At 72.8% G+C, this 18,707-nt stretch carries 19 protein-coding genes; 6 read left to right on the top strand and 13 right to left on the bottom strand.

Annotated elements, in window-relative coordinates:
• Positions 1-59: 59 nt before the first annotated feature.
• The 3 genes from tadA to ABZV34_RS11325 form a co-directional block, all read right to left on the bottom strand.
• Complete coding sequence (gene tadA, locus ABZV34_RS11315) at positions 60-491, bottom strand: tRNA adenosine(34) deaminase TadA (protein ID WP_356273689.1); 432 nt, start codon at positions 489-491, stop codon at positions 60-62.
• 82 nt (positions 492-573) lie between these two features.
• Positions 574-1,125, bottom strand: coding sequence for a hypothetical protein (locus ABZV34_RS11320; protein WP_356273568.1), 552 nt, complete (start codon positions 1,123-1,125; stop codon positions 574-576).
• A gap of 240 nt (positions 1,126-1,365) precedes the next feature.
• A complete protein-coding gene (locus ABZV34_RS11325; RefSeq protein WP_356273691.1) occupies positions 1,366-1,605 on the bottom strand; it encodes a hypothetical protein in 240 nt (79 codons plus the stop codon).
• 132 nt (positions 1,606-1,737) lie between these two features.
• Here ABZV34_RS11325 and upp point away from each other — a divergent pair, with 132 nt between their 5' ends.
• Positions 1,738-2,373, top strand: a complete 636-nt coding sequence (upp, locus tag ABZV34_RS11330; RefSeq protein WP_356273570.1) for a uracil phosphoribosyltransferase — start codon at positions 1,738-1,740, stop codon at positions 2,371-2,373.
• 157 nt (positions 2,374-2,530) lie between these two features.
• Here upp and ABZV34_RS11335 read toward each other — a convergent pair whose 3' ends face one another.
• Positions 2,531-3,196 (bottom strand): LytR C-terminal domain-containing protein, encoded by a 666-nt coding sequence (locus ABZV34_RS11335; RefSeq protein WP_356273572.1) that lies wholly within the window; start codon positions 3,194-3,196, stop codon positions 2,531-2,533.
• A 122-nt stretch (positions 3,197-3,318) separates the two neighbouring features.
• On the bottom strand, positions 3,319-3,615 hold the full coding sequence (locus tag ABZV34_RS11340; RefSeq protein ID WP_003955420.1) for a type II toxin-antitoxin system VapB family antitoxin: 297 nt from the start codon (positions 3,613-3,615) through the stop codon (positions 3,319-3,321).
• Positions 3,616-3,777: 162 nt separating this feature from the next.
• Here ABZV34_RS11340 and ABZV34_RS11345 point away from each other — a divergent pair, with 162 nt between their 5' ends.
• Positions 3,778-5,421, top strand: a complete 1,644-nt coding sequence (locus ABZV34_RS11345) for a helicase HerA-like domain-containing protein (protein WP_356273574.1) — start codon at positions 3,778-3,780, stop codon at positions 5,419-5,421.
• Between the two features lie 126 nt (positions 5,422-5,547).
• Here ABZV34_RS11345 and ABZV34_RS11350 read toward each other — a convergent pair whose 3' ends face one another.
• The 4 genes from ABZV34_RS11350 to ABZV34_RS11365 all read right to left on the bottom strand — a co-directional run bounded on the left by ABZV34_RS11350 (position 5,548) and on the right by ABZV34_RS11365 (position 7,846).
• Positions 5,548-5,727: a hypothetical protein gene (locus tag ABZV34_RS11350; RefSeq protein WP_356273576.1), complete on the bottom strand. Its 180-nt coding sequence runs from the start codon at positions 5,725-5,727 to the stop codon at positions 5,548-5,550.
• 51 nt (positions 5,728-5,778) lie between these two features.
• On the bottom strand, positions 5,779-6,141 hold the full coding sequence (locus tag ABZV34_RS11355) for a hypothetical protein (RefSeq protein WP_356273577.1): 363 nt from the start codon (positions 6,139-6,141) through the stop codon (positions 5,779-5,781).
• A gap of 329 nt (positions 6,142-6,470) precedes the next feature.
• A complete protein-coding gene (locus ABZV34_RS11360) occupies positions 6,471-7,049 on the bottom strand; it encodes an HhH-GPD-type base excision DNA repair protein (RefSeq protein WP_356273579.1) in 579 nt (192 codons plus the stop codon).
• Between the two features lie 68 nt (positions 7,050-7,117).
• On the bottom strand, positions 7,118-7,846 hold the full coding sequence (locus ABZV34_RS11365) for a siderophore-interacting protein (protein ID WP_356273581.1): 729 nt from the start codon (positions 7,844-7,846) through the stop codon (positions 7,118-7,120).
• A 71-nt stretch (positions 7,847-7,917) separates the two neighbouring features.
• On the opposite strand from ABZV34_RS11365, the gene ABZV34_RS11370 reads away from it, so the two are divergent.
• The gene (locus tag ABZV34_RS11370; RefSeq protein WP_356273583.1) at positions 7,918-10,806 is read left to right on the top strand and encodes a GNAT family N-acetyltransferase; all 2,889 of its coding nucleotides are present in this window, start codon (positions 7,918-7,920) and stop codon (positions 10,804-10,806) included.
• An 80-nt stretch (positions 10,807-10,886) separates the two neighbouring features.
• Positions 10,887-12,848, top strand: a complete 1,962-nt coding sequence (locus ABZV34_RS11375) for a copper resistance protein CopC (RefSeq protein WP_356273585.1) — start codon at positions 10,887-10,889, stop codon at positions 12,846-12,848.
• A gap of 15 nt (positions 12,849-12,863) precedes the next feature.
• Here the strand turns inward: ABZV34_RS11375 and ABZV34_RS11380 are convergent, their stop codons facing one another.
• Positions 12,864-14,228 carry an aminotransferase class I/II-fold pyridoxal phosphate-dependent enzyme gene (locus ABZV34_RS11380; RefSeq protein ID WP_356273587.1) on the bottom strand — a complete coding sequence of 455 codons (1,365 nt, stop codon included), beginning with the start codon at positions 14,226-14,228 and terminating at the stop codon, positions 12,864-12,866.
• 111 nt (positions 14,229-14,339) lie between these two features.
• On the opposite strand from ABZV34_RS11380, the gene ABZV34_RS11385 reads away from it, so the two are divergent.
• Positions 14,340-14,558: an acyl carrier protein gene (locus ABZV34_RS11385; RefSeq protein ID WP_168528911.1), complete on the top strand. Its 219-nt coding sequence runs from the start codon at positions 14,340-14,342 to the stop codon at positions 14,556-14,558.
• Between the two features lie 7 nt (positions 14,559-14,565).
• On the top strand, positions 14,566-15,786 hold the full coding sequence (locus tag ABZV34_RS11390; protein WP_356273589.1) for a beta-ketoacyl-[acyl-carrier-protein] synthase family protein: 1,221 nt from the start codon (positions 14,566-14,568) through the stop codon (positions 15,784-15,786).
• Here ABZV34_RS11390 and ABZV34_RS11395 read toward each other — a convergent pair.
• The 3 genes from ABZV34_RS11395 to ABZV34_RS11405 form a co-directional block, all read right to left on the bottom strand.
• Positions 15,715-16,632 carry an SDR family NAD(P)-dependent oxidoreductase gene (locus tag ABZV34_RS11395; RefSeq protein ID WP_356273591.1) on the bottom strand — a complete coding sequence of 306 codons (918 nt, stop codon included), beginning with the start codon at positions 16,630-16,632 and terminating at the stop codon, positions 15,715-15,717. The two genes, ABZV34_RS11390 and ABZV34_RS11395, sit on opposite strands and share 72 nt — an antisense overlap.
• Positions 16,629-18,002, bottom strand: a complete 1,374-nt coding sequence (locus ABZV34_RS11400; RefSeq protein WP_356273593.1) for a wax ester/triacylglycerol synthase domain-containing protein — start codon at positions 18,000-18,002, stop codon at positions 16,629-16,631. The genes ABZV34_RS11395 and ABZV34_RS11400 overlap by 4 nt, the downstream gene beginning before the upstream one ends.
• A 149-nt stretch (positions 18,003-18,151) precedes the next feature.
• Positions 18,152-18,547: a hypothetical protein gene (locus ABZV34_RS11405; RefSeq protein WP_356273595.1), complete on the bottom strand. Its 396-nt coding sequence runs from the start codon at positions 18,545-18,547 to the stop codon at positions 18,152-18,154.
• Between the last annotated feature and the right edge of the window lie 160 nt (positions 18,548-18,707).

Below are 18,707 nucleotides of genomic sequence, written 5' to 3' on the forward strand. Positions count from 1 at the left end.
AAGACCCTACCCCAAGGTGGGCCGTGGTCCGAAATCCGTTTCAGGCACCCCCGGGGGGTTCAGCGGGAGCGGAAGAATCCGGTGAGAAGACGCCCGCACTCCTCGTCGAGGACACCGCCGATCACCTCGGGCCGGTGGTTGAGCCGGCGGTCGCGTACGAGGTCCCAGACGGAGCCGGCCGCGCCCGCCTTCTCGTCGCGGGCACCGTAGACCACTCGCTCCACCCGGGACTGCACCAACGCGCCCGCGCACATCGCGCAGGGCTCCAGGGTGACGACGAGCGTGCAGCCGGACAGCCGCCACTCGCCGAGCCGCTGGGCGGCCCTGCGGATCGCGAGCACCTCGGCGTGCGCCGTCGGATCACCGGTGGCCTCACGCTCGTTGTGTCCGGCCGCGAGCACCGTCGTACCGTCCGTGGACAGCACGACGGCGCCGACGGGGACGTCCCCGCCCTGGACGGCCCGGTCGGCCTCGTCCAGGGCGAGCCGCATCGCGGCCCGCCAGCGGTCGCGTACCGGATCTCGTGGAAAGGTCTCTGTTGTGCCGCTCACCCGGGAAACCTAACCCGGGGAACTAGCGGACGGTCTCCAGGACCTCCGCCGCCCCCAGGGCGTCGGCGATCGTGCTGAGCGCGTCGCCTTCGTCCAGGGCGAGCAGTTCCTTCTCGCTCACCCCGAGGTCGGCGAGGATCTCGCGGTCCCCGACGGGGCTGTGCGAGACGGCCTCGCCGGCCACGGTCTCGCCCCCGTCCCCGTCCTCGTCGTCGGAGTCGTGTACGTCGTCGGGCTCACCGTCCTCGGTGCCGTCCAGGTCGAGGGAGTCCAGGTCGGCGTCGTCGTCGCCCGGATCCCGTCCTAGTAGTTCGTCCGTGAGCAGGATCTCGCCGTACGAGCTGCGGGCGGCGGCTGCGGCATCCGAGACGTAGATACGAGGGTCCTCCTCGCCGTCCACGCGGACGACGCCGAACCACGCGTCCTCCTGCTCGATGAGTACGAGCACCGTGTCCTCCTCCGAGGCTTCACGGGCCAGGTCGGTCAGATCCGACAGGCTCTCCACATCGTCGAGCTCTGTGTCGCTCGCTTCCCACCCGTCTTCGGTGCGCGCGAGCAGTGCGGCGAAGTACACCGTGACTCTCCCACTGGTCGTAGGCGTGCCGGTTGGGGGTCCCCCCGGCGGAGGTCGATGGGCGGGGAGTGCTGCTCCGAGACCCCACCCACTCGGAATCGTGGCAGAAACAGAGCGCTCAGGGGATGTCTTCGGCCTGCTGTGTCTGCCTGTTTTGATCGCTACCAGCGGATCGTACGCGGCACTCGGCGTCGCGCGTGCATGTCTACGCCCTCACGGCGTGGGCGGATCCCCGCGGAGCTACCAGCGGAAGGTGCGCATGCGCATGGCGTGGCGCAGGCGGGCGACCTTGGCGCGGCGTGGCTGGACACGGTCGCGCAGCTCGCGCGCCTCGGTGAGTTCACGGAGGAACTGGGCCCGGCGTCGCCTGCGCTGGGCGTCCGTCTCCTGCTCCGGCCGCTGGACCGGCCGCTCCGGCCACCGCGCCGGCGGCTCGGGCCGCTCGGGTCGCGCCGGGCGTTTCGGCTGCTTCGGCTGCATGGACTGCTCCGGGGACTTCTCTCCGCGGTCCGGCATACGCACACCACCCCAGGTTCGTCCTTCCCGCCTTCCCTCGGACGGGCGGTTTGATGCCAGCGCGAGCGAGACGGGGGCCCGGCTACTGTTGTGGGCATGCGTCTCCACGTCGTCGACCACCCCCTGGTCGCCCATAAGCTCACCACCCTGCGCGACCGGCGCACCGACTCCGCGACCTTCCGGCGGCTCGCCGACGAGCTGGTCACCCTGCTCGCCTACGAGGCCACCAGGGACGTACGCACCGAGCAGGTCGACGTCGTGACCCCGGTGGCCTCCACGACGGGCGTCAAGCTGTCCTATCCGCGCCCGCTGGTCGTGCCGATCCTGCGCGCGGGCCTCGGCATGCTCGACGGCATGGTGCGGCTGCTGCCGACCGCCGAGGTGGGCTTCCTGGGCATGGTGCGCGACGAGGAGACCCTCCAGGCGTCCACGTACGCGACCCGGATGCCGGACGACCTCTCCGGGCGCCAGGTCTACGTCCTGGACCCGATGCTGGCCACCGGCGGCACGCTCGTCGCGGCGATCCAGGAACTGATCAAGCGCGGTGCCGACGACGTCACCGCTGTCGTGCTGCTCGCCGCCCCGGAGGGCGTCGAGCTCATGGAGCGCGAGCTCGCGGGGACGCCCGTCACCGTCGTCACGGCGTCGGTCGACGAACGTCTGAACGAGAACGGCTACATCGTGCCCGGCCTGGGCGACGCCGGCGACCGGATGTACGGGGCCGCCGAGTAGGACCGGCCCGTCGGCCGGGCCGCCGCGCGCGGTCTGCCGCCGTCCGCGGGGCCCGTGAAGCCGTCGAAGGTCCCGCGTCCGACGCGGGACCTTCTTTTTGTTCGAGGTGTTCGGGGTGTTCGGCGCAGTCGGCGGCGCGGGTCGCGCCGTCCGGCGGTCAGCAGTTCTTCGGCTTGGTGGAGGAGTCCGGGTTCGGCTCGGCCAGGAGGGCCAGCGCCTTGTCGGCGTCCTCCTTCTTCGTGAGTGACGTGAAGCCGGTACCGATGATGAGGTCGACCCGGTCCGCCTGCGTCCGGCCGTCGGCCTTCAGCTGGGCGCCGGTGAGCTGGGTTCCCAGGACCGGCAGCGCGGCCTTGACGGCCGCCGTCGAGCCGAGGAGCAGACCGGGGCCGGCGACCTTCTTGTCGTACGCCTTCGGCGCGTTGCCCACGTCACCGATGCGGAACCCGCGCTTCTTCAGCTCGTCGGCGGTGGTCTTGGCGAGCCCGCTGCGGGGCGTGGCGTTCAGGACGTTGACCGTGATCCCGCCGGGCCGGGGCAGGGCGCCGGCGGCGGTGGACACCGAGGCCGTGGACGCCTTGGCCGACGGACCGGGACCGGTCGCGCAGTGCGCCTTCGTGCCGGCCGCCGTGGCCTTGTCACCGCCGCCGGTGAAGACGTCGATGAGCTGCAGGGTTCCCCACCCGATCAGCCCGAGCGCGGTGACGCAGACGACGACCAGGAACACGAGCTTGCGGCGCCCTCGGGGCCGGCGCATCCGTGGGTACTTGTCCCCCGTGATCCGGTACTGGCCGCCCATGCCAGGGGGAGTGAGCATGCTCATGGGCGCAGCGTAGTGTGCCGCGGCTGTGATGCCTACTAAATGATCATTGACCCGCACCCAGTCCAACCCAAAAGGGTCAACCTTCCCCCGCTCGAGCGGGTGGGACCCCGGTCCGGCGGGTGCTAGCCCAGCTCGAGGACGCGGGCGTGGAGCACCTGGCGCTGCTGCAGCGCGGCGCGGACGGCGCGGTGCAGGCCGTCCTCGAGGTACAGATCGCCCTGCCACTTCACGACGTGCGCGAAGAGGTCGCCGTAGAAGGTGGAGTCCTCCGCGAGGAGGGTCTCCAGATCCAGTTGGCCCTTGGTCGTCACGAGCTGATCGAGGCGGACCGGGCGCGGTGCGACGTCCGCCCACTGCCGGGTGCTTTCCCGGCCGTGGTCGGGGTATGGCCGGCCGTTGCCGATGCGCTTGAAGATCACACGGAAAGCCTACCGGCCCAGACCTTCCGGGCGCAGCCATGGCGACGGAGTGCGACGCTGGAAAAGACGTGGTAAATCCGGGCGAACCGGTAACTCTCCCTGTCCGCCCGGAACCTGCCGGGCACACCCGGACCGGGAAGCGACGGGGAACAGGGGCCTGACATGAGTGACAGCGACACCGGGTCGGGGACGCCTCCGACAGCAGCACCTGAACGGGTGAGCGGCGAAGCGGCCATCGGTCCGGAAGCGGTGAGCGGGGGAGCCGCGCTGCCCGCCGAAGCCCTGAGGATCGCCGCCGGATACGCCTTCGCAGGACCCGCTCTCGACCTGGGCGCCCTGCTCTGGGAAGGGCGGTGCCTGCCGGACGCGCGGATCCGCATCCCGCTGCCCATGCTCAACCGGCACGGCCTGGTCGCCGGTGCCACCGGCACCGGCAAGACCAAGACGCTGCAGCTGATCGCCGAACAGCTCTCGGTCCAGGGCGTGCCGGTGTTCCTGGCCGACGTCAAGGGCGACATGTCCGGGATCTCGGAGCCGGGCGTGCCGCAGGAGAAGGTGCGGGCGCGGGCCCAGGAGGTCCACCAGGCGTGGACGCCGGCCGGCTGCCCGGCCGAGTTCCTCGCGCTCGGGGGTCTGGGTCACGGCATCCCCGTACGGGCCACGGTGACCAGCTTCGGCCCGGTGCTGCTGTCGAAGGTGCTCCAGCTCAACCAGACCCAGGAGCAGTGCCTCGGCCTGATCTTCCACTACGCCGACCAGAAGGGCCTCGAACTGGTCGACCTCAAGGACCTGCGCGCGGTCGTCGCGTTCCTGAGCTCGGACGAGGGCAAGCAGGAGCTGAAGGGGATCGGCGGACTGTCGACGGCGACCGCCGGGGTGATCCTGCGCTCCGTCACCGCGTTCGAGGCACAGGGCATGAGCCCGTTCTTCGGGGAACCGGAGTTCGACACCGGCGCGCTGCTGCGGACGGCGCCGGACGGGCGCGGCCTGGTCTCCGTCCTCGAACTCCCCGAGGTCCAGGACAGACCGCAGCTCTTCTCGACCTTCCTGATGTGGATGCTCGCGGACCTCTTCCACGACCTCCCGGAGGTCGGCGACGTCGACAAGCCGAAACTGGTCTTCCTCTTCGACGAGGCCCATCTGCTCTTCACCGGAGCGTCGAAGGCCTTCCTGGAGTCCCTCACGCAGACGGTCCGTCTCATTCGCTCGAAAGGGGTCGGCGTCTTCTTCGTGACCCAGACCCCGAAGGACGTGCCGGCCGACGTCCTCGCGCAGCTCGGCAACCGTGTCCAGCACGCGCTGCGCGCCTTCACGCCGGACGACCAGAAGGCGCTGAAGGCGACGGTGAGGACCTTCCCGGACTCCGGGTACGACCTGGAGGAGGTCCTCACCGCGCTCGGCATCGGCGAGGCCGTGGTGACCGTGCTGAGCGAGAAGGGCGCGCCGACGCCGGTCGCGGTGACCCGGCTGCGGGCCCCGGGGTCCCTGATGGGCCCGGTCGACGCGGACGCGCTGGACCGGGCGGTGCGGGAGTCCTCGCTGTACGGGCGGTACGCGCAGATGGTCGATCGCGAGTCCGCGTACGAGAGGCTCACCGCTGAGGAGGCCGCACGCGCGGGGGCTGCCGGGGACGTCGCGCCTCCGCCGGGGAAGGCGCCCGCGAAGGGCCGCCCCGAGGAGGAGAAGTCGGTCGTCCAGCAGGTCGTCGCCAGCGGTGTGTTCAAGTCCCTGGCGCGGTCGGTGGGGACGCAGATCGGGCGGGAGATCACCCGCTCCCTCTTCGGGACGGCCCGCCGCAGACGGTAGGACGTGTCCACCCCTTCGCGCCCTTCGCGGCCTCCGCGCCCTTCGCGCCGCCCGGCCACAGGGGCAGGACACGCTGGAGGGACGGCCGCCCCGGCGCGGGGCGGCCGTCCCGGTCTCCGTGGGCGCCTAGCCGCGCCCGCGCTTCCTGGGTGCGAGCGCCGGGGATGCCGGAGCCGAGGGGGACGCGGTGTCCCGGACCTCGTCCGGTCGGGGCGGCCGGACGGCGTCCGGGTTCGGCTTGGGCGCGTTGCGTGCGGCTTCCGCGCGCAGCAGGGCGCGCAGGACCGCGTACGGGTCGTTGGTCATGACGGTGTCCTTGCGTTCGCTGGTACCTGATCCGCTGGTCGGCCGGATCTGTCAGCAGCGCAGGACCACCGAGCGCGGGACGTGCGGGGCGGCCGTGGGGGAAGCGGCGGCGGGGCCGGGCCGGGACGCGGGGTCCGGGTGTCCGGGGGCGGTGCCTCGGGTGGGGCGCGGCGGGATGACGCGGTCGTGTCCGGGCCGGCCCGGCGGGCGGAGCGCCGTGTCGGGTACGTCGGGTTCGGCGCCGTGGCCCGATGCGTCGGCGACCGTCACGGCGACCGCCACGGGGGCCGCCGCGGAGAGCGCCCCGGCCTGCGCGCCCGCGGCGAGGAACGCGACGACGAGCAGGGCCAGTACCCGCATCCACGCGTGCCGGTTCCGCGGGTGCGGGGCGCGGCGCGGCGGGGCGGGACTCATGTCAGGTCATGTCCCCTCAGCGGGGTGGTGTTCATCGGGGGGCGGGGAGATCCGCCCTCATGGCGTACGGATGAGGTGTGTGGTTGACGGCGGGGGCGGTGTGGGGTGCGGCGGCCCTGTCTCATGCTTCGGCTGTGGGGGTCACCCCGCCGGCCGGGTGGCCCACCCGGCGGACCCCGTCCCTGGGACTTCGCCTCCGACCCCGCCCAAGGGCATGTCTTTCGGCCCGTCCGGCGTGTGAGGACGAGGCCGTTCAGGCCGAACGGGGGTCTGGGGGGCGGAGCCCCCGGGGGACGGCGCAGGCCGGCGGCCCGGCCGAAGCGTGCCGGTCAACCGCCGGAGGCCCTGGCCTTCAGCTCCTGTTTGTGGGCCCGGACCTTCGCCAGGGACTCGGGGCCGGTGATGTCGGCGACCGAGCGGAACGCCTTGGGTTCGCCGTAGGCGCCCGCGGCCTCGCGCCAGCCCTTGGGGTGCACGCCGAACTGCTTGCCGAGGAGGGCGAGGAAGATCTGGGCCTTCTGGGCGCCGAAACCGGGCAGTTCGTTGAGGTGCCGGAGGAGCTCCGCGCCCGTGCCGGTGTCCTTCCAGACGGCGGCGGCGTCTCCGTCGTAGTGCTCCACGAGGTACTGGCACAGCTGCTGGATCCGCTTGGCCATCGAGCCGGGGTAGCGGTGCACGGCCGGCTTCGCCGAGAGCAGCGCGGCGAACTTCTCCGGGTCGTACGCCGCGATCTCGTGTGCGTCCAGATCGTTCGTGCCGAGGCGCTCGGCGATCGTGCGGGGTCCCTTGAACGCCCATTCCATCGGTACCTGCTGGTCGAGCAGCATCCCGACCAGGGCGGCGAGCGGGCTGCGGCCGAGCAGTTCGTCGGCGTCGGGATCCTGGGCGATGTGAAGGCTGATGTCCATGCGTAGATGATCCGGCGCGGACGGCCCCGCCGCCTCTTCGCGGGGCACCGTCCTCGCAGGGGACACCGTCAGGTCGTACGCCAGTAGCCCATGGCGTTGACCCGCTGCTTCGGGAGGGCGAGCTCCTTACGGACGTACGTCGTCAGGGAGCGGGTCGTGGCGGTGTCGCAGGCGATCCAGACGTACGGGTCCGACTCGCCCTCCAGCAGGCCGGGGAGGTCCGCCTTGACCTCGGCGACGAGGTGGGCGCCCTGGTCGCGGCGGGGCACCGGGCGCACGGTGTGGCGGGCCGAAGCGGTCCGGAGAGGGAGCCCGTCCACGCCATGGTCCGTCTCGAACCAGACCGTCGCGGGGGCCTGCCCCATCGCGTCCAGGAGGGAGTTGAGGGCGGGGAGCGAGGCCGGGTCGGCGACGGCGAAGACATGGGAGGGGGCGGGGTCCGGATCCGTGAAGGCGGTGCCGTGGACCGTGGCCTCGATGGTGTCCCCGGGACCGGCCGCCCGTGCCCAGTCCGAGGCGCGGCCCTCGTGCAGCGCGAACTCCAGTCCGAAGGTGCCGGCCGCCGGATCGGGGTCGACCAGCGTGTACGCCCGCTGGTGCGGTTTGCCCGCGTTGTCGAACCACAGCCGGACCCACAGTGTGGGGTGCACCCCGGTCGCCGCGAGCATGCCGCCGTCGGTGAACCGCAGCCGCCGGTAGCGCGGGGTCACGTCCTCGGCCCCGGTCACGGTGAACGTGAAGTCCTTGCCGCGCAGCAGCTTGAGTACCGCGCCCTCCCAGCCGTGCCCCTGGCCCATCCTGTCCCCATCCCTCACGTACGATTTCGCCTCAACTGAAGTTAGGTTAGCCTAACCTGAGAAGAGTGGGGATGACCGTGACCGCCGAGCTCTACCGTGACCCCTGGGGAATTCCCCATCTGCGCGCCGGGAGCGCACACGAACTCGCCCACGCCCAGGGCCGTACCACCGCCGTCGACCGCGCGTGGCAGCTGGAGGTCGAACGGCACCGCTCGCGGGGCACCTCCGCCGCGTTCCTCGGCGCCGGGGAGGCCACCTGGGACGTGTTCGCCCGCCGGGCCCGGCTCGACGACACCGCGAGACGTTGCTTCGCCGCCCTGGAGAGCGGGGACCCGGAGACCGCCGAGTGGGTCGTCTCGTACGTCGACGGAGTCAACGAAGGGCTCGCCGAAGGCGCCCGCCGCACACCGGAGTTCACCCGCTCCGGACTCGTACCGGGCCGGTGGGAGCCCTGGACCCCGCTCGGCGTCTGGCTGGCCACCCACATCCTGTTCGCCGGGTTCCCCGCCAAACTCTGGCGCGAGGAGGTCGTCCGGCGGCTCGGCGCCGACGCCGTGCAGCTCTTCGCCACCGACGGACCCGGCACCTCCGGCAGCAACGGCTGGCTCGTCACCGGCGAACGGACCGCCACCGGGCAGCCGGTCATCGCGGGCGACCCCCACCGCTTCATCGAGGACCCCGGCGTCTACCAGCAGATCCACCTCTCCTGCCCCGAGTTCGACGTCGTCGGCCTCGCCGTCCCCGGCGTCCCGGGCATCGCCCACTTCGCCCACACGGGCACCGTCGCCTGGGCCATCACCAACGCGATGGCCGACTACCAGGACCTGTACCGGGAGCGGCTGCGCCGGAGCGGGGACGGCGGGGAGACTCTGGAGGCACTGGACCCGGACGGTCGGTGGCGCCCGGCGACCCGGCACGTGGAGACGGTCGAGGTCGCGGGCGGCGCACCGGTCGAGGTCGAGGTGATCGAGACCGCGCGGGGACCGGTCGTCATCGGGGGGAGCGACACGGACCACGGCGCGGCCGAAGGGCGCGACGCGGTCGCCGAGGAGAGCGAAAGGGACGCTGACGGCCGTGGCGCCGTCGGCCCCATCAGCCTCCGCTATCCGCCCCGCGTCACCGGGGACCTCGGCTTCAGCGCCCTGCTCCCGCTTCTGCGCGCCCGTGAAGTCGCGGACGTGGACCGGGCGTTCGACCTGTGGGCCGAGCCCGTCAACGTCGTCCAGGCCGCCGACACCGTGGGCGGGGTGCTGCACCGGGTCGCGGGCCGGGTTCCGGTCCGCGGCGAGGACAACCGCACCCGGATCGTCGCCGCCTGGGAGCCCGGACACGAGTGGCGGGGCTGGCACGAGATGCCGTACGGCACCGTCGAGGACGGCATCGCCGTGATGGCCAACCAGCGCGGCCCCGCGACCCCGCTCGGCGTCGAGTTCGCCCCGCCGCACCGTGCCGCGCGCATCCGCGACCTGCTCGTCTCCAGGACGGCCTGGCCGGCCCCGGACATGGCGGCCGTCCACATGGACACCCATCTCGCCTCGGCCGCACCCCTGTTGGAGCACCTAGCCACCCTCGACGGACTGACCCCGCCGGCGGCGGCCCTGCGCGACCGGCTGCTGCTCTGGGACCGCCGCATGGAGGCCGACAGCACGGACGCGGCGGCCTACGCGGCGGTCCGCGGCGGGGTCGCACGACGGCTCGCCGCCCACCCCGTCTTCGCCGCACTGGCCGACCCGCCCGAGTACCCCGAGGTCCTCCGCCCCTGGCTCGCCCTCCTCCCCCGCATCGGCCTCGCCCTCGAAAACCTGCTCAGGGCCGAGGAGTTGTACGGCATCGACCGCGCCGGGCTCGTGCGGGCGGCCGTCGAGGAGGCGGCCACGCGGCCGCCCGGCGTCTGGGGCGACAGCCACCGCCTCGCCCCCTGGCGGGCGCTGGCCGGCGACGCGTACGACGAACCGGGGCTCGCCGGCGACCACGACTGCGTGCTGTGCACCTCGGCCGTCCCCGGCCTCACCGACCTGAGCGCGCGCGGTCCGGCCGCCCGCTACGTCTGGGACCTCGCCGACCGCGACAACAGCCTCTGGGTGGTGCCGTTCGGCGCCTCCGGGGTCCCCGGCTCGGCCCATCACCGCGACCAACTCCCCCTGTGGCTCGCGGGAGAGCTGGTCCCCGTCCGCACCGACTGGAACCGGCTGACCGAGGAGCGGGAACCGGCCCCGCATGACACCCCGGAATCCACCCGGGACGCCCGGGACACCGGGATGACAGGGATGACCGGGATGACGAGGAGAACCATGACCACTGAGCCGTACGCACCCGACCGTGAGGCCGTCCACGAACAGGAGATCGACGGCTTCGGCGCCGTCCGCGTCCTGCCCGTCGACCCTCCCGCCGACCTGGACGTCATCCACCGGTGGGTGACACAGGAGCGCGCCGCCTTCTGGGGCATGACCGGGTTCACCAGGGAGCAGGTCCTGGGGACCTACCTCCATCTCGACTCGCTCGACACCCACCACGCCTTCCTCGTGGTCAAGGACGGCGAGCCCGCCGCGCTGTTCCAGACGTACGAGCCCGAGGCCGACCGGGTCAGCGAGTGCTACGAGGCCGAGCCCGGCGACATCGGGGTCCATCTGCTGATCGGCCCCGCGGGAGCCGAGGGTCCCCGGCCGGGCTGGTCCTCGAAGCTGCTGACCGCCTTCACCACGTACGTGCTGATCGGCCTCGGCCGTCGGCGGGTGGTGGTCGAACCCGACGCACGCAACGCGAAGGCGATCTCCCGCCTGGTCCGGCAGGGCTTCGAACCGGGTCCCGAGATCGTGCTTCCCGAAATCGACCTTCCCGGGGTCTACTTGCCCGAGAAGCGCGCCCGGCTCGCCTTCCTGAGCCGGGAAGCGGTGTTCGGGACCGGTCTGCCCGGCGACCCGGGCGCCCCGGCCGGACCGCGCGCTTCGCCGGTGGAGTGAGCATGGCGCCGGATTCGTCCGTACGTATCCGTGACTCCGGAAACGCGGAGACTCTGGAAACACGGAGACGGAGACGGCGTGTGAGCGGACGAGGACAGCGGGAGCGACGGCGCGTGGCCCGGGGCCTGGCCCTGCTGGGTACGGTGCTGGTTCTGGTCCTCTTCGGCGGTGTGGGCGGCGCGTCCGCCCACGCGGCGCTGACCGGTGCCGATCCCCAGGACGGCAGCGTGCTGAAGACGGCTCCCCGCCAGGTGACCCTGACGTTCACCGAGTCGGTCGGGCTCCTCGACGACTCCTTCCGCGTGCTCGACCCGGGCAACCGGCGCGTCCACACCGGCGAGCCGGGGCACGCGGACGGACGGTCCGACACCGCCCGCGTGACCCTGCCCAGAGGTCTCGGCACCGGCACCTTCACCGTGGCCTGGCGGGTCGTCTCGGCGGACAGCCACCCGGTCTCCGGCGCTTTCACCTTCTCCATCGGCAAACCCTCCGCGTTCGTCGCGCCGGTCCCGGTCGACCCCGCCGGGGACACCGTCTCCGCCACGCTCTACGACATCGCGCGCTACGTCGCGTACGGCGGTCTCGCCCTGCTCATCGGGGCCGCCGCCTTCGTCCTGGTCTGCGGATTCCCGGGCCAGGTACGGCGGCTGCTCCTCGCGGGCTGGTGGACGCTGTTCCTGTCGACCTTCGCGCTGCTCCTGCTGCGGGGACCCTACGAACGCGGCAGCGGCCCCGCGGACGCCCTCGACCCGTCGGTCCTGAACGAGACACTGGCCGGCCGGCCGGGCCTCGTCCTGCTGGCCCGGCTGGTGCTGCTGGCGGCGGTGGCCTTCTACCCGGTACGCGCGGACCGGCGGGAGCGCGCCGTCCTCGCCCTCGGCGCGCTGCTCACCGTCTCCCTCGCCGTCACCTGGGCCGCCGCCGAGCACGCGTCCGCCGGTATCCAGGTACCCGTCGCGATGGTCTCCTCCGTCCTGCACCTGCTGTCCATGGCGGTGTGGCTGGGCGGACTGACGGCGCTGCTGACCGCGCTGTACCGGTCGGCCGAGCCGCTCCCCGCGGCCACCGTCAACCGCTTCTCCCGGCTCGCCCTCGCCTCCGTCGCCGTCCTGGTCGTCACCGGCGTCTACCAGTCCTGGCGCGGCCTCGGCTCCTGGGACGCCCTCACCTCGACCTCGTACGGGCGCCTCCTCGTCGTGAAGCTGATCGCGGTGCTGTGCCTGCTGGCCGGGGCGGCGTACTCGCGACGGTGGGCGGGGCGGCTGATGGTGGCGGCGCAGGAGCGTGCCGCGGTGGCGGTGGCCGAGCGCGTGCCGGAGACCGTCGGGGCAGCGGCGGTCGTGGGCGGGGGCGGGACACCGGCCGTCGTGGACAGGGACGGGGCCGACTCCGGGGCCGTGTCCGGTGCTTCGACGACGGGGGACGCGTCCCTCGATTCCCCCGATTCCCCCGATTCTGCCGACTCCGCCGGTGTGTCCGCCTCGGCCTCCGACATCCCCGGCGGCGGTCCGGGCCCGGATCCGGACGCGCCTCCTTCCGACGAGACCGCCCGCTACCGGAGGGCCCTGCGGGGCTCGGTGCTGGCCGAGGTCACCGTCGGCATCGTCGTGCTGGTGATCACCACCCTGCTCACCGGGACCCAGCCGGGCCGCGCGGCCACCGAGGCCGCCGCGGCCTCGGCGTCCGCGGACGCCGGGCAGCAGGAGGGAACCACGACGAACATCCCGTTCGACGTGGGCACGCCGGGCGGTCACGGCAAGGTGCAGATCCAACTGGCGCCGGGCCGGGTGGGCGAGAACTCCGTGCAGGCCGTGATCTTCGGCCCCGACGGAGGGATCGCGACCGTGCCCGAACTGCGCCTCACCTTCACCCTGGAGTCCCAGCGGATCGGTCCGATCGACGCGGAACTGGCGAACCGGGGCGGCTACTGGGGGGCCGACGGTGTCACCCTCCCGGTGGCCGGCACCTGGACGATGAAGGCGACGGTCCGCACCACCGACATCGACCAGGTCACGGCCTCGAAGACCGTGAAGATCGGCTGATCCGCGGCACCGGCCCTAAGCGGTGGGCCGCCGCACTCCCGCGCCGGTGGACCTGCCGTCGTGCGCGGCGGTCAGGGGGCCGCGCGGGCGGGCGATCCGTACCGGGGTGTGCGAGGCCGGCGCGGAGCCGGGGATGACCCCCTCGACGCGGCCGACGTAGGCGAACGCGGCCAGGACCCGCTCCAGTTGGGCATCGGTGTGCGCGGCGGTGAGAGTGACCCGCAGTACCTCGCGGCCGGTCCTGACGACCGGGTGGACCATGGGCGCGGCGAACACTCCCGCCTCGAACAGCTCCCGCCACATGCGCATGCACCGCTCGCGCCCCGTCACCAGTACCGGCACCACCGGTGTGACGGACGCCCCGGTGTCGAAGCCGAGCGCGCGCAGGCCGTTGTGCAGTCGCTCGGCGAGATCCAGGACCCGTACGCGCCGTTCGGGTTCGGCGCGCAGGATCCGCAGCGCGGCCAGCGCGGCGGCGACGTTGGCCGGTGCGGCCGCCGCGGTGAACAGCGACGTGCGCGCGTGGAACCGCAGATAGCGGATCACGTCGGCGGGGCCGGCGATCACCCCGCCCACCGAGGCCAGGCTCTTGGACAGGGCGCCGGTGACGAGGTCGGGTCGCAGTCCGAAGTGCTCGCCGGCGCCCGCTCCGGTCGGGCCGAGCACCCCGAGGTCGTGCGAACTGTCGACGACGACCCGCGCCCCGTGCGCGCCCGCCAGCTTCATGAGGCCGGGAAGGTCGCAGACGTCCCCGTCCACCGAGAAGACCCCGTCCGTGAGGATCAGCTTTCCGCCGGTTCGGGTCCCGTCGCCTCCGGTACCGTCGCTTTCGGTTCCGTTTCCTCGGGTTCCGGTTTCTTTGTTTCCGATTCCGTTTCCGTCCGCGGTGCGGAGCAATTCATCGAGATGATCAAGGTTGGCGTGCAGGAATTTGCGTTCCTTCGCCCTGCCGAGGCGGACGGCCTCTTCCAGTGAAACGTGATTGGAGAAGTCGCTGAATACCAGGTCCCCCTCACCGAGGAGCGGGGCCAGCATCAAATTCGCCTGATATCCGGAGGGAAGGACGGCGGCCGCCTCGTGGCCCAGGAACGCCGCCAGCCCGTCCTCCAGTTCCTCGTGCAGTTCCAGCGAGCCGCTCACCGCCCGGGACCCCCCCAGTGAGGTGCCGAAGCGCCGTACCGCGGTGACGGCGGCCTCCCGCACCCGGGGCTCCGCGGAGAGCCCCAGATAGTCGTGGGAGGCCGCGACGATCACCCGGCGGCCCTCGAAATCGGCCTCCGTGCCGTCGAACGTGTCGCCGATCGCCCGGAAGTAGCAGTCCCGTCCCGTCGCCCGCAGATGTTCCGCGGTCCACGGCCGGCACTTTTCCAGAATATCCATTCCTGCGTTCGCCCATCGCTCGCCTGTCGCATTAATTCTCTCGGAGAATTCGGTTCCCTTGGAGATGGTACTTTGAGGTGTCTGCCCTGCTATCCATGCGACGGAGAAAAAGTGTCATACGAAGAACTCAAAAACGTTCTTGTTTCTCTTGGGCTTTCCGAGGATGACATCAGCCCGGACGCCACGCGCGAGGAAGCCGGTCTGGACTCCATCGCCGTCGTCGAACTGGCCCTGGTCCTGCGCCGCGAGAAAGGGGTGGCGGTGACGGAGGAGGAGATCGGCGCCACCCTCACCGTCGCGGACGTGGCCGCCCTCGTCGGAGCCAGGTGACCTCCCTATGACCGGCCGACAGGACGTCCGCGTCACGGGCCTCGGACTGGTGACCCCGGCCGGCGACGGCTGGGCCCCCAGCTGGGAGCGCGTCTGCAAGGGGCTGCCGACCGCCGTACTGGCGTGGGAGCAGGAGACGGTTCCGGCACATCTGGCCTGCCGGGTGGGCGGCTTCGACCCGGCCCGGCTCGGCTCGGCCCGCGCGCGCAGACCCGACCGCTGTGCGCAACTGGCGCTGCTCGCCGCGCGGGAGGCGCTGGCCGACGCCCGCCTGGACCCGGCACGGTGGGACGGCGCGCGCGTCGCGGTGATCGTGGGCTCCGGCACCGGCGGCGCCCAGACCCTGGAGTCCGAGCACCGCGCGCTGCTGACGGCCGGCCCGCAGAACATGTCGCCCTACGCGGTGCCCGCCTCGCTGGGCAACTCCCTGGCCGCCCAGCTGACCATCGAGTTCGGTGCCTCGGGCGCGAGTTGCACGGTCAACACCGCCTGCGCGTCGGGCGCGTCCGCCCTCGGTATGGCACGGGACCTGCTGGCCCTGGACCGGTGCGACATCGCGCTGGCCGGTGGCGCAGACGCCGCCATCACACCGTTCTACGTCGCCGGGTTCGACCGGATCGGCGCGCTGTCCCACCGCTTCGACGACCCCACCGGAGCGCCGCGCGCCTTCGACCGGGGCCGGGACGGCTTCGTCATCGGCGAGGGGGCCGGGATGCTGGTCCTGGAGCGCGCCGCCGACGCCCGGGCCCGCGGCGCCCGGACCCGCGCCTGCGTCCGGGGCTTCGGAGCCTCCTCGGACGCGCACCACGTGGTGCGCCCCCATCCGGACGGCACCGGGCTCGGTACGGCCGTCCGCGAGGCCCTCGCGCAGGCCGGCGCGAGCGCGTGCGACGTGACCCACGTCAACGCCCACGGCACCGGGACCCCGGCCGGCGACCGGGCGGAGGCCGCGGTGCTGGCCGGACTCTTCCCGCACCGCCCGCCGGTGACGTCCACCAAGCCGGTGACCGGGCACCTGCTGGGAGCGGCGGGCGCGGTGGAGGCGGCGTTCACCGTCCTCGCCGTCGAGCAGGGGCTCGTTCCGCCCACCGCCAACCTGGAGGAACCCGATCCGGCGATCGACCTCGACATCCCGACCGAGAGCCGCCAGGGAAGGCTAGGGCTGGCGCTCTCGCTGTCCATGGGCTTCGGCGGCCAGAACGCCGTCCTGGCCGTCACTCCCGACTGACTCCCGCCCGCCGGTCGGCGCCCCGGCCCCGTACGGCGGCCGCGGCGCCTCGTACGAGGTGACGGTGAAGTCGTCGGCGAGGTGGGGCAGGGCGACGACCCGGCGCGGGAGATGGCGCAGCAGCCCGGCCAGCAGTTTGTAGCGGACGCTCGGCACGCAGACGACGGGCGGGCGGCGCCGGAGGATGGCCCGCACCGCCCGCTCGGCGACGTACGGCGACGCGAGGGTGAGCGACGGAGGGGACGCCGGGATACCGGCCCGCTCGTGGAACTCCGAGACGGTGTGCCCGAGGACGAGGGCGGTCAGCGCCACCGGCGAGGTGCGGATACGGCGCGTGTGGGCCAGCGACTCGGTCAGTGTCAGGGCGTACGCCTTCGAGGCGCTGTACGAAGTGCCCAGCCAGACCGGCGCGGTGGCGGCCACCGAGGAGACGTTCAGGATGCGTCCCCGGCCCCGGCCGAGCATTCCGGGCAGTGCCGCGTGGACGAGCCGGGAGGGAGCGATGACGTTGAGGGCGAGCATCCGCCGCTCCTCCTCCCACGCCGTGCGCTCGAAGGACAGACCGAGTCCCGCACCGGCGTTGTTGACGAGGATGTCGGCGTCGCACGCGAGCGCGGCGGCCAGATCCATGCCGGCCTCGGTGCTCAGGTCGGCGGCCAGCGGGCGGGCACTGATCCCGTACTCGGCTTCGAGGGCGGCCGCGAGCCGGTCCAGGGGCTCGGCGCTACGGGCCACCAGGACGAGGTGGTGGCCGCGGGCGGCGAGGGCGCGGGCGATGTCGGCGCCGATGCCGTAACTGGCGCCCGTGACCAGGGCGGTGGACCCTTCTCGGCCGGTCGTGCTCATGAGTTCTCCCTGGAACGGGACGCGTGCGCATCTCTGTTACTGGCGCTACTGACGGGGCTGGTAGGGCTGAGGGGGGTGACGTCGCGCCACAGCCGCTCGACGGCTTCGGCCCACAAGGCGGCGAGATCACCGACGTCGTCCAGCGCCCGGTCGACGGTGAAGCTCACCTGGACCTGTCCCTGATACGAGAGGAACGACACCGCGAAGAGGTGGTCGCCGTGCAGGAACAGCGTGGGCACCACCCCCTCGACCGGATCCGCCCCGACCGCCAGCCGGCGGGGAACACGCAGCAGTCCGGAGGTGTCCACCGCGCTGCTCGCGGCGCAGGACTGCCGGACGAAGCGGTAGACGAGCCACTCCGGAAGGCACTCCAGCTGTGCCCGCAGCACCCGGCGCATCCCCTCGGTCCTGACCCGGCGGGTCGCGCGGGCGACGGCGACCACCCGGTCGGCGGGGGACTGCGACCAGTAGGACAGCGGAACGCGTACGGCCGAGACCCTGTTGCCCACCGCGAACCGCTCCTCTGGAAGACGGAGGCTGACCGGCAGTCCCACATGCAGCTCCCGGCCGCGCCCGGGGCGGGCCCGCCACTCCGCGGGCACCCAGTCCCGTACCGCCTCCGCCAGCGCGGCCAGGCAGACGTCGTTGGGCGTGGCCCCGAGGGCCTTCGCGACATCCCGGGGCCAGGCCACCGGCACGGCCGCCGACAGCAGCCGCGTCCGGCCGGTGAGGGGGCGGTGCGGCGCCCAGGTCAGGGTGGACCGCAGGCCGCGTACGGTGTCGGCCGCGTTCTGCGCGATCGCCCGCGCCGGGATGTTCCTCACCCACGTGAGCGGATCCCGGTCCCCGCCGGTGTCACGGGCGCCGGGCGCCTCGTCCAGGGCCTGCCGGCGAGGAACGGCGGGACCCACCCCGAACAGCGCCGTGAGCGCGTCCAGCACCGCCTGCCCGTCCTGGGCGGCGTGATGGGCGCGGTAGAACAGGGCGTACCCGTCGGGGGAGTAGCCGTGGATGAGCCAGACCCCCCAGCGGGGCGCGCCGGCGCTGATCGGCTCACCGAGCAGCGCGTCCACGGCCCGGCCGAGCGAGGGCCGGCCGTCCTCCACGAGGATCTCGTGCACATGGCGGCGCGGGTCGAAGCCGGGATCGAGCTCCCAGACCGTCCGGCGGCCCTGACGGGTCACCTTGCAGGCGAGGCTCGGCATGCGGGCCACCCGGTCGGCGATCTGCTCGCCCACCGGACCCGGACCCGGGCAGGAGCCGGTCACCTCCAGGACCGCTCCGACATAGGGCCGGAACCGGGGCTCGTCCCGCTCGTAGCTGAGGAAGCAGCCGTCGACCGCGTTAGGGCTCGGAACCGTCGTCGTCACGGGTGCACCGCCGGACGCGGCCTGGTCATCTTCATGAGGGCTCCCCTGGCGCAGGTGGGCTGCGGGCAGAGTCGCTAACAGGGCGCGCGGCGTAAAGGTCACGGCGTGTCTTCCGTGTACCCGGCGGTGGCCGACCGCGCGGGGCGGCCCTACCCGGGACGGTGCCGGAGACGGCCGGTGCCGGGGACGGACCTGTCGGCGCACTCCGGAAGGCCTGCGTCCTCCCGGCGCGCGAGGGGCAGGAAGAGGACGGGGCGGGCGGTCCAGGTGAGCCGGGTGGTCTTGTTGTCGACCGACACCGAACACGGTTCCGAGCGCAGCAGGGCCTGTCTCATCTCGATGCGGCCGTCGTACAGCCAGTCCCAGGCCTCGTCCGCCGCCGCGGGGCCGAGCGCCGGGGTGATGGTGCGCAGGGCGACCGCTATCCACCGGTCGGCCTGCGCGGCCGAGTAGGCGTCCATCGACGCGAGCAGTGCCGGCGGACCGCCTGCCGTGAGGTCCTCGGTCCGGCACTCGCACCAGTAGCCGCGGACGGTTTCCTTCATCGAGGCGCCCCCGGCGGCCAGTTCACGGACAATTCGCGGGTCTTCTCGTCGTACATGGCTGAGTGAGCGGGCCGTTCTCGTGGTCGGGACGGACGCGAGCACCTACGTACTCGGGCTCATTCGCCGCCGAGGGGCACCGTGGATGCGGTCGCGGGGAACG

Source organism: Streptomyces sp. NPDC005195, assembly GCF_040608315.1.
Lineage (GTDB): Bacteria > Actinomycetota > Actinomycetes > Streptomycetales > Streptomycetaceae > Streptomyces > Streptomyces kaempferi.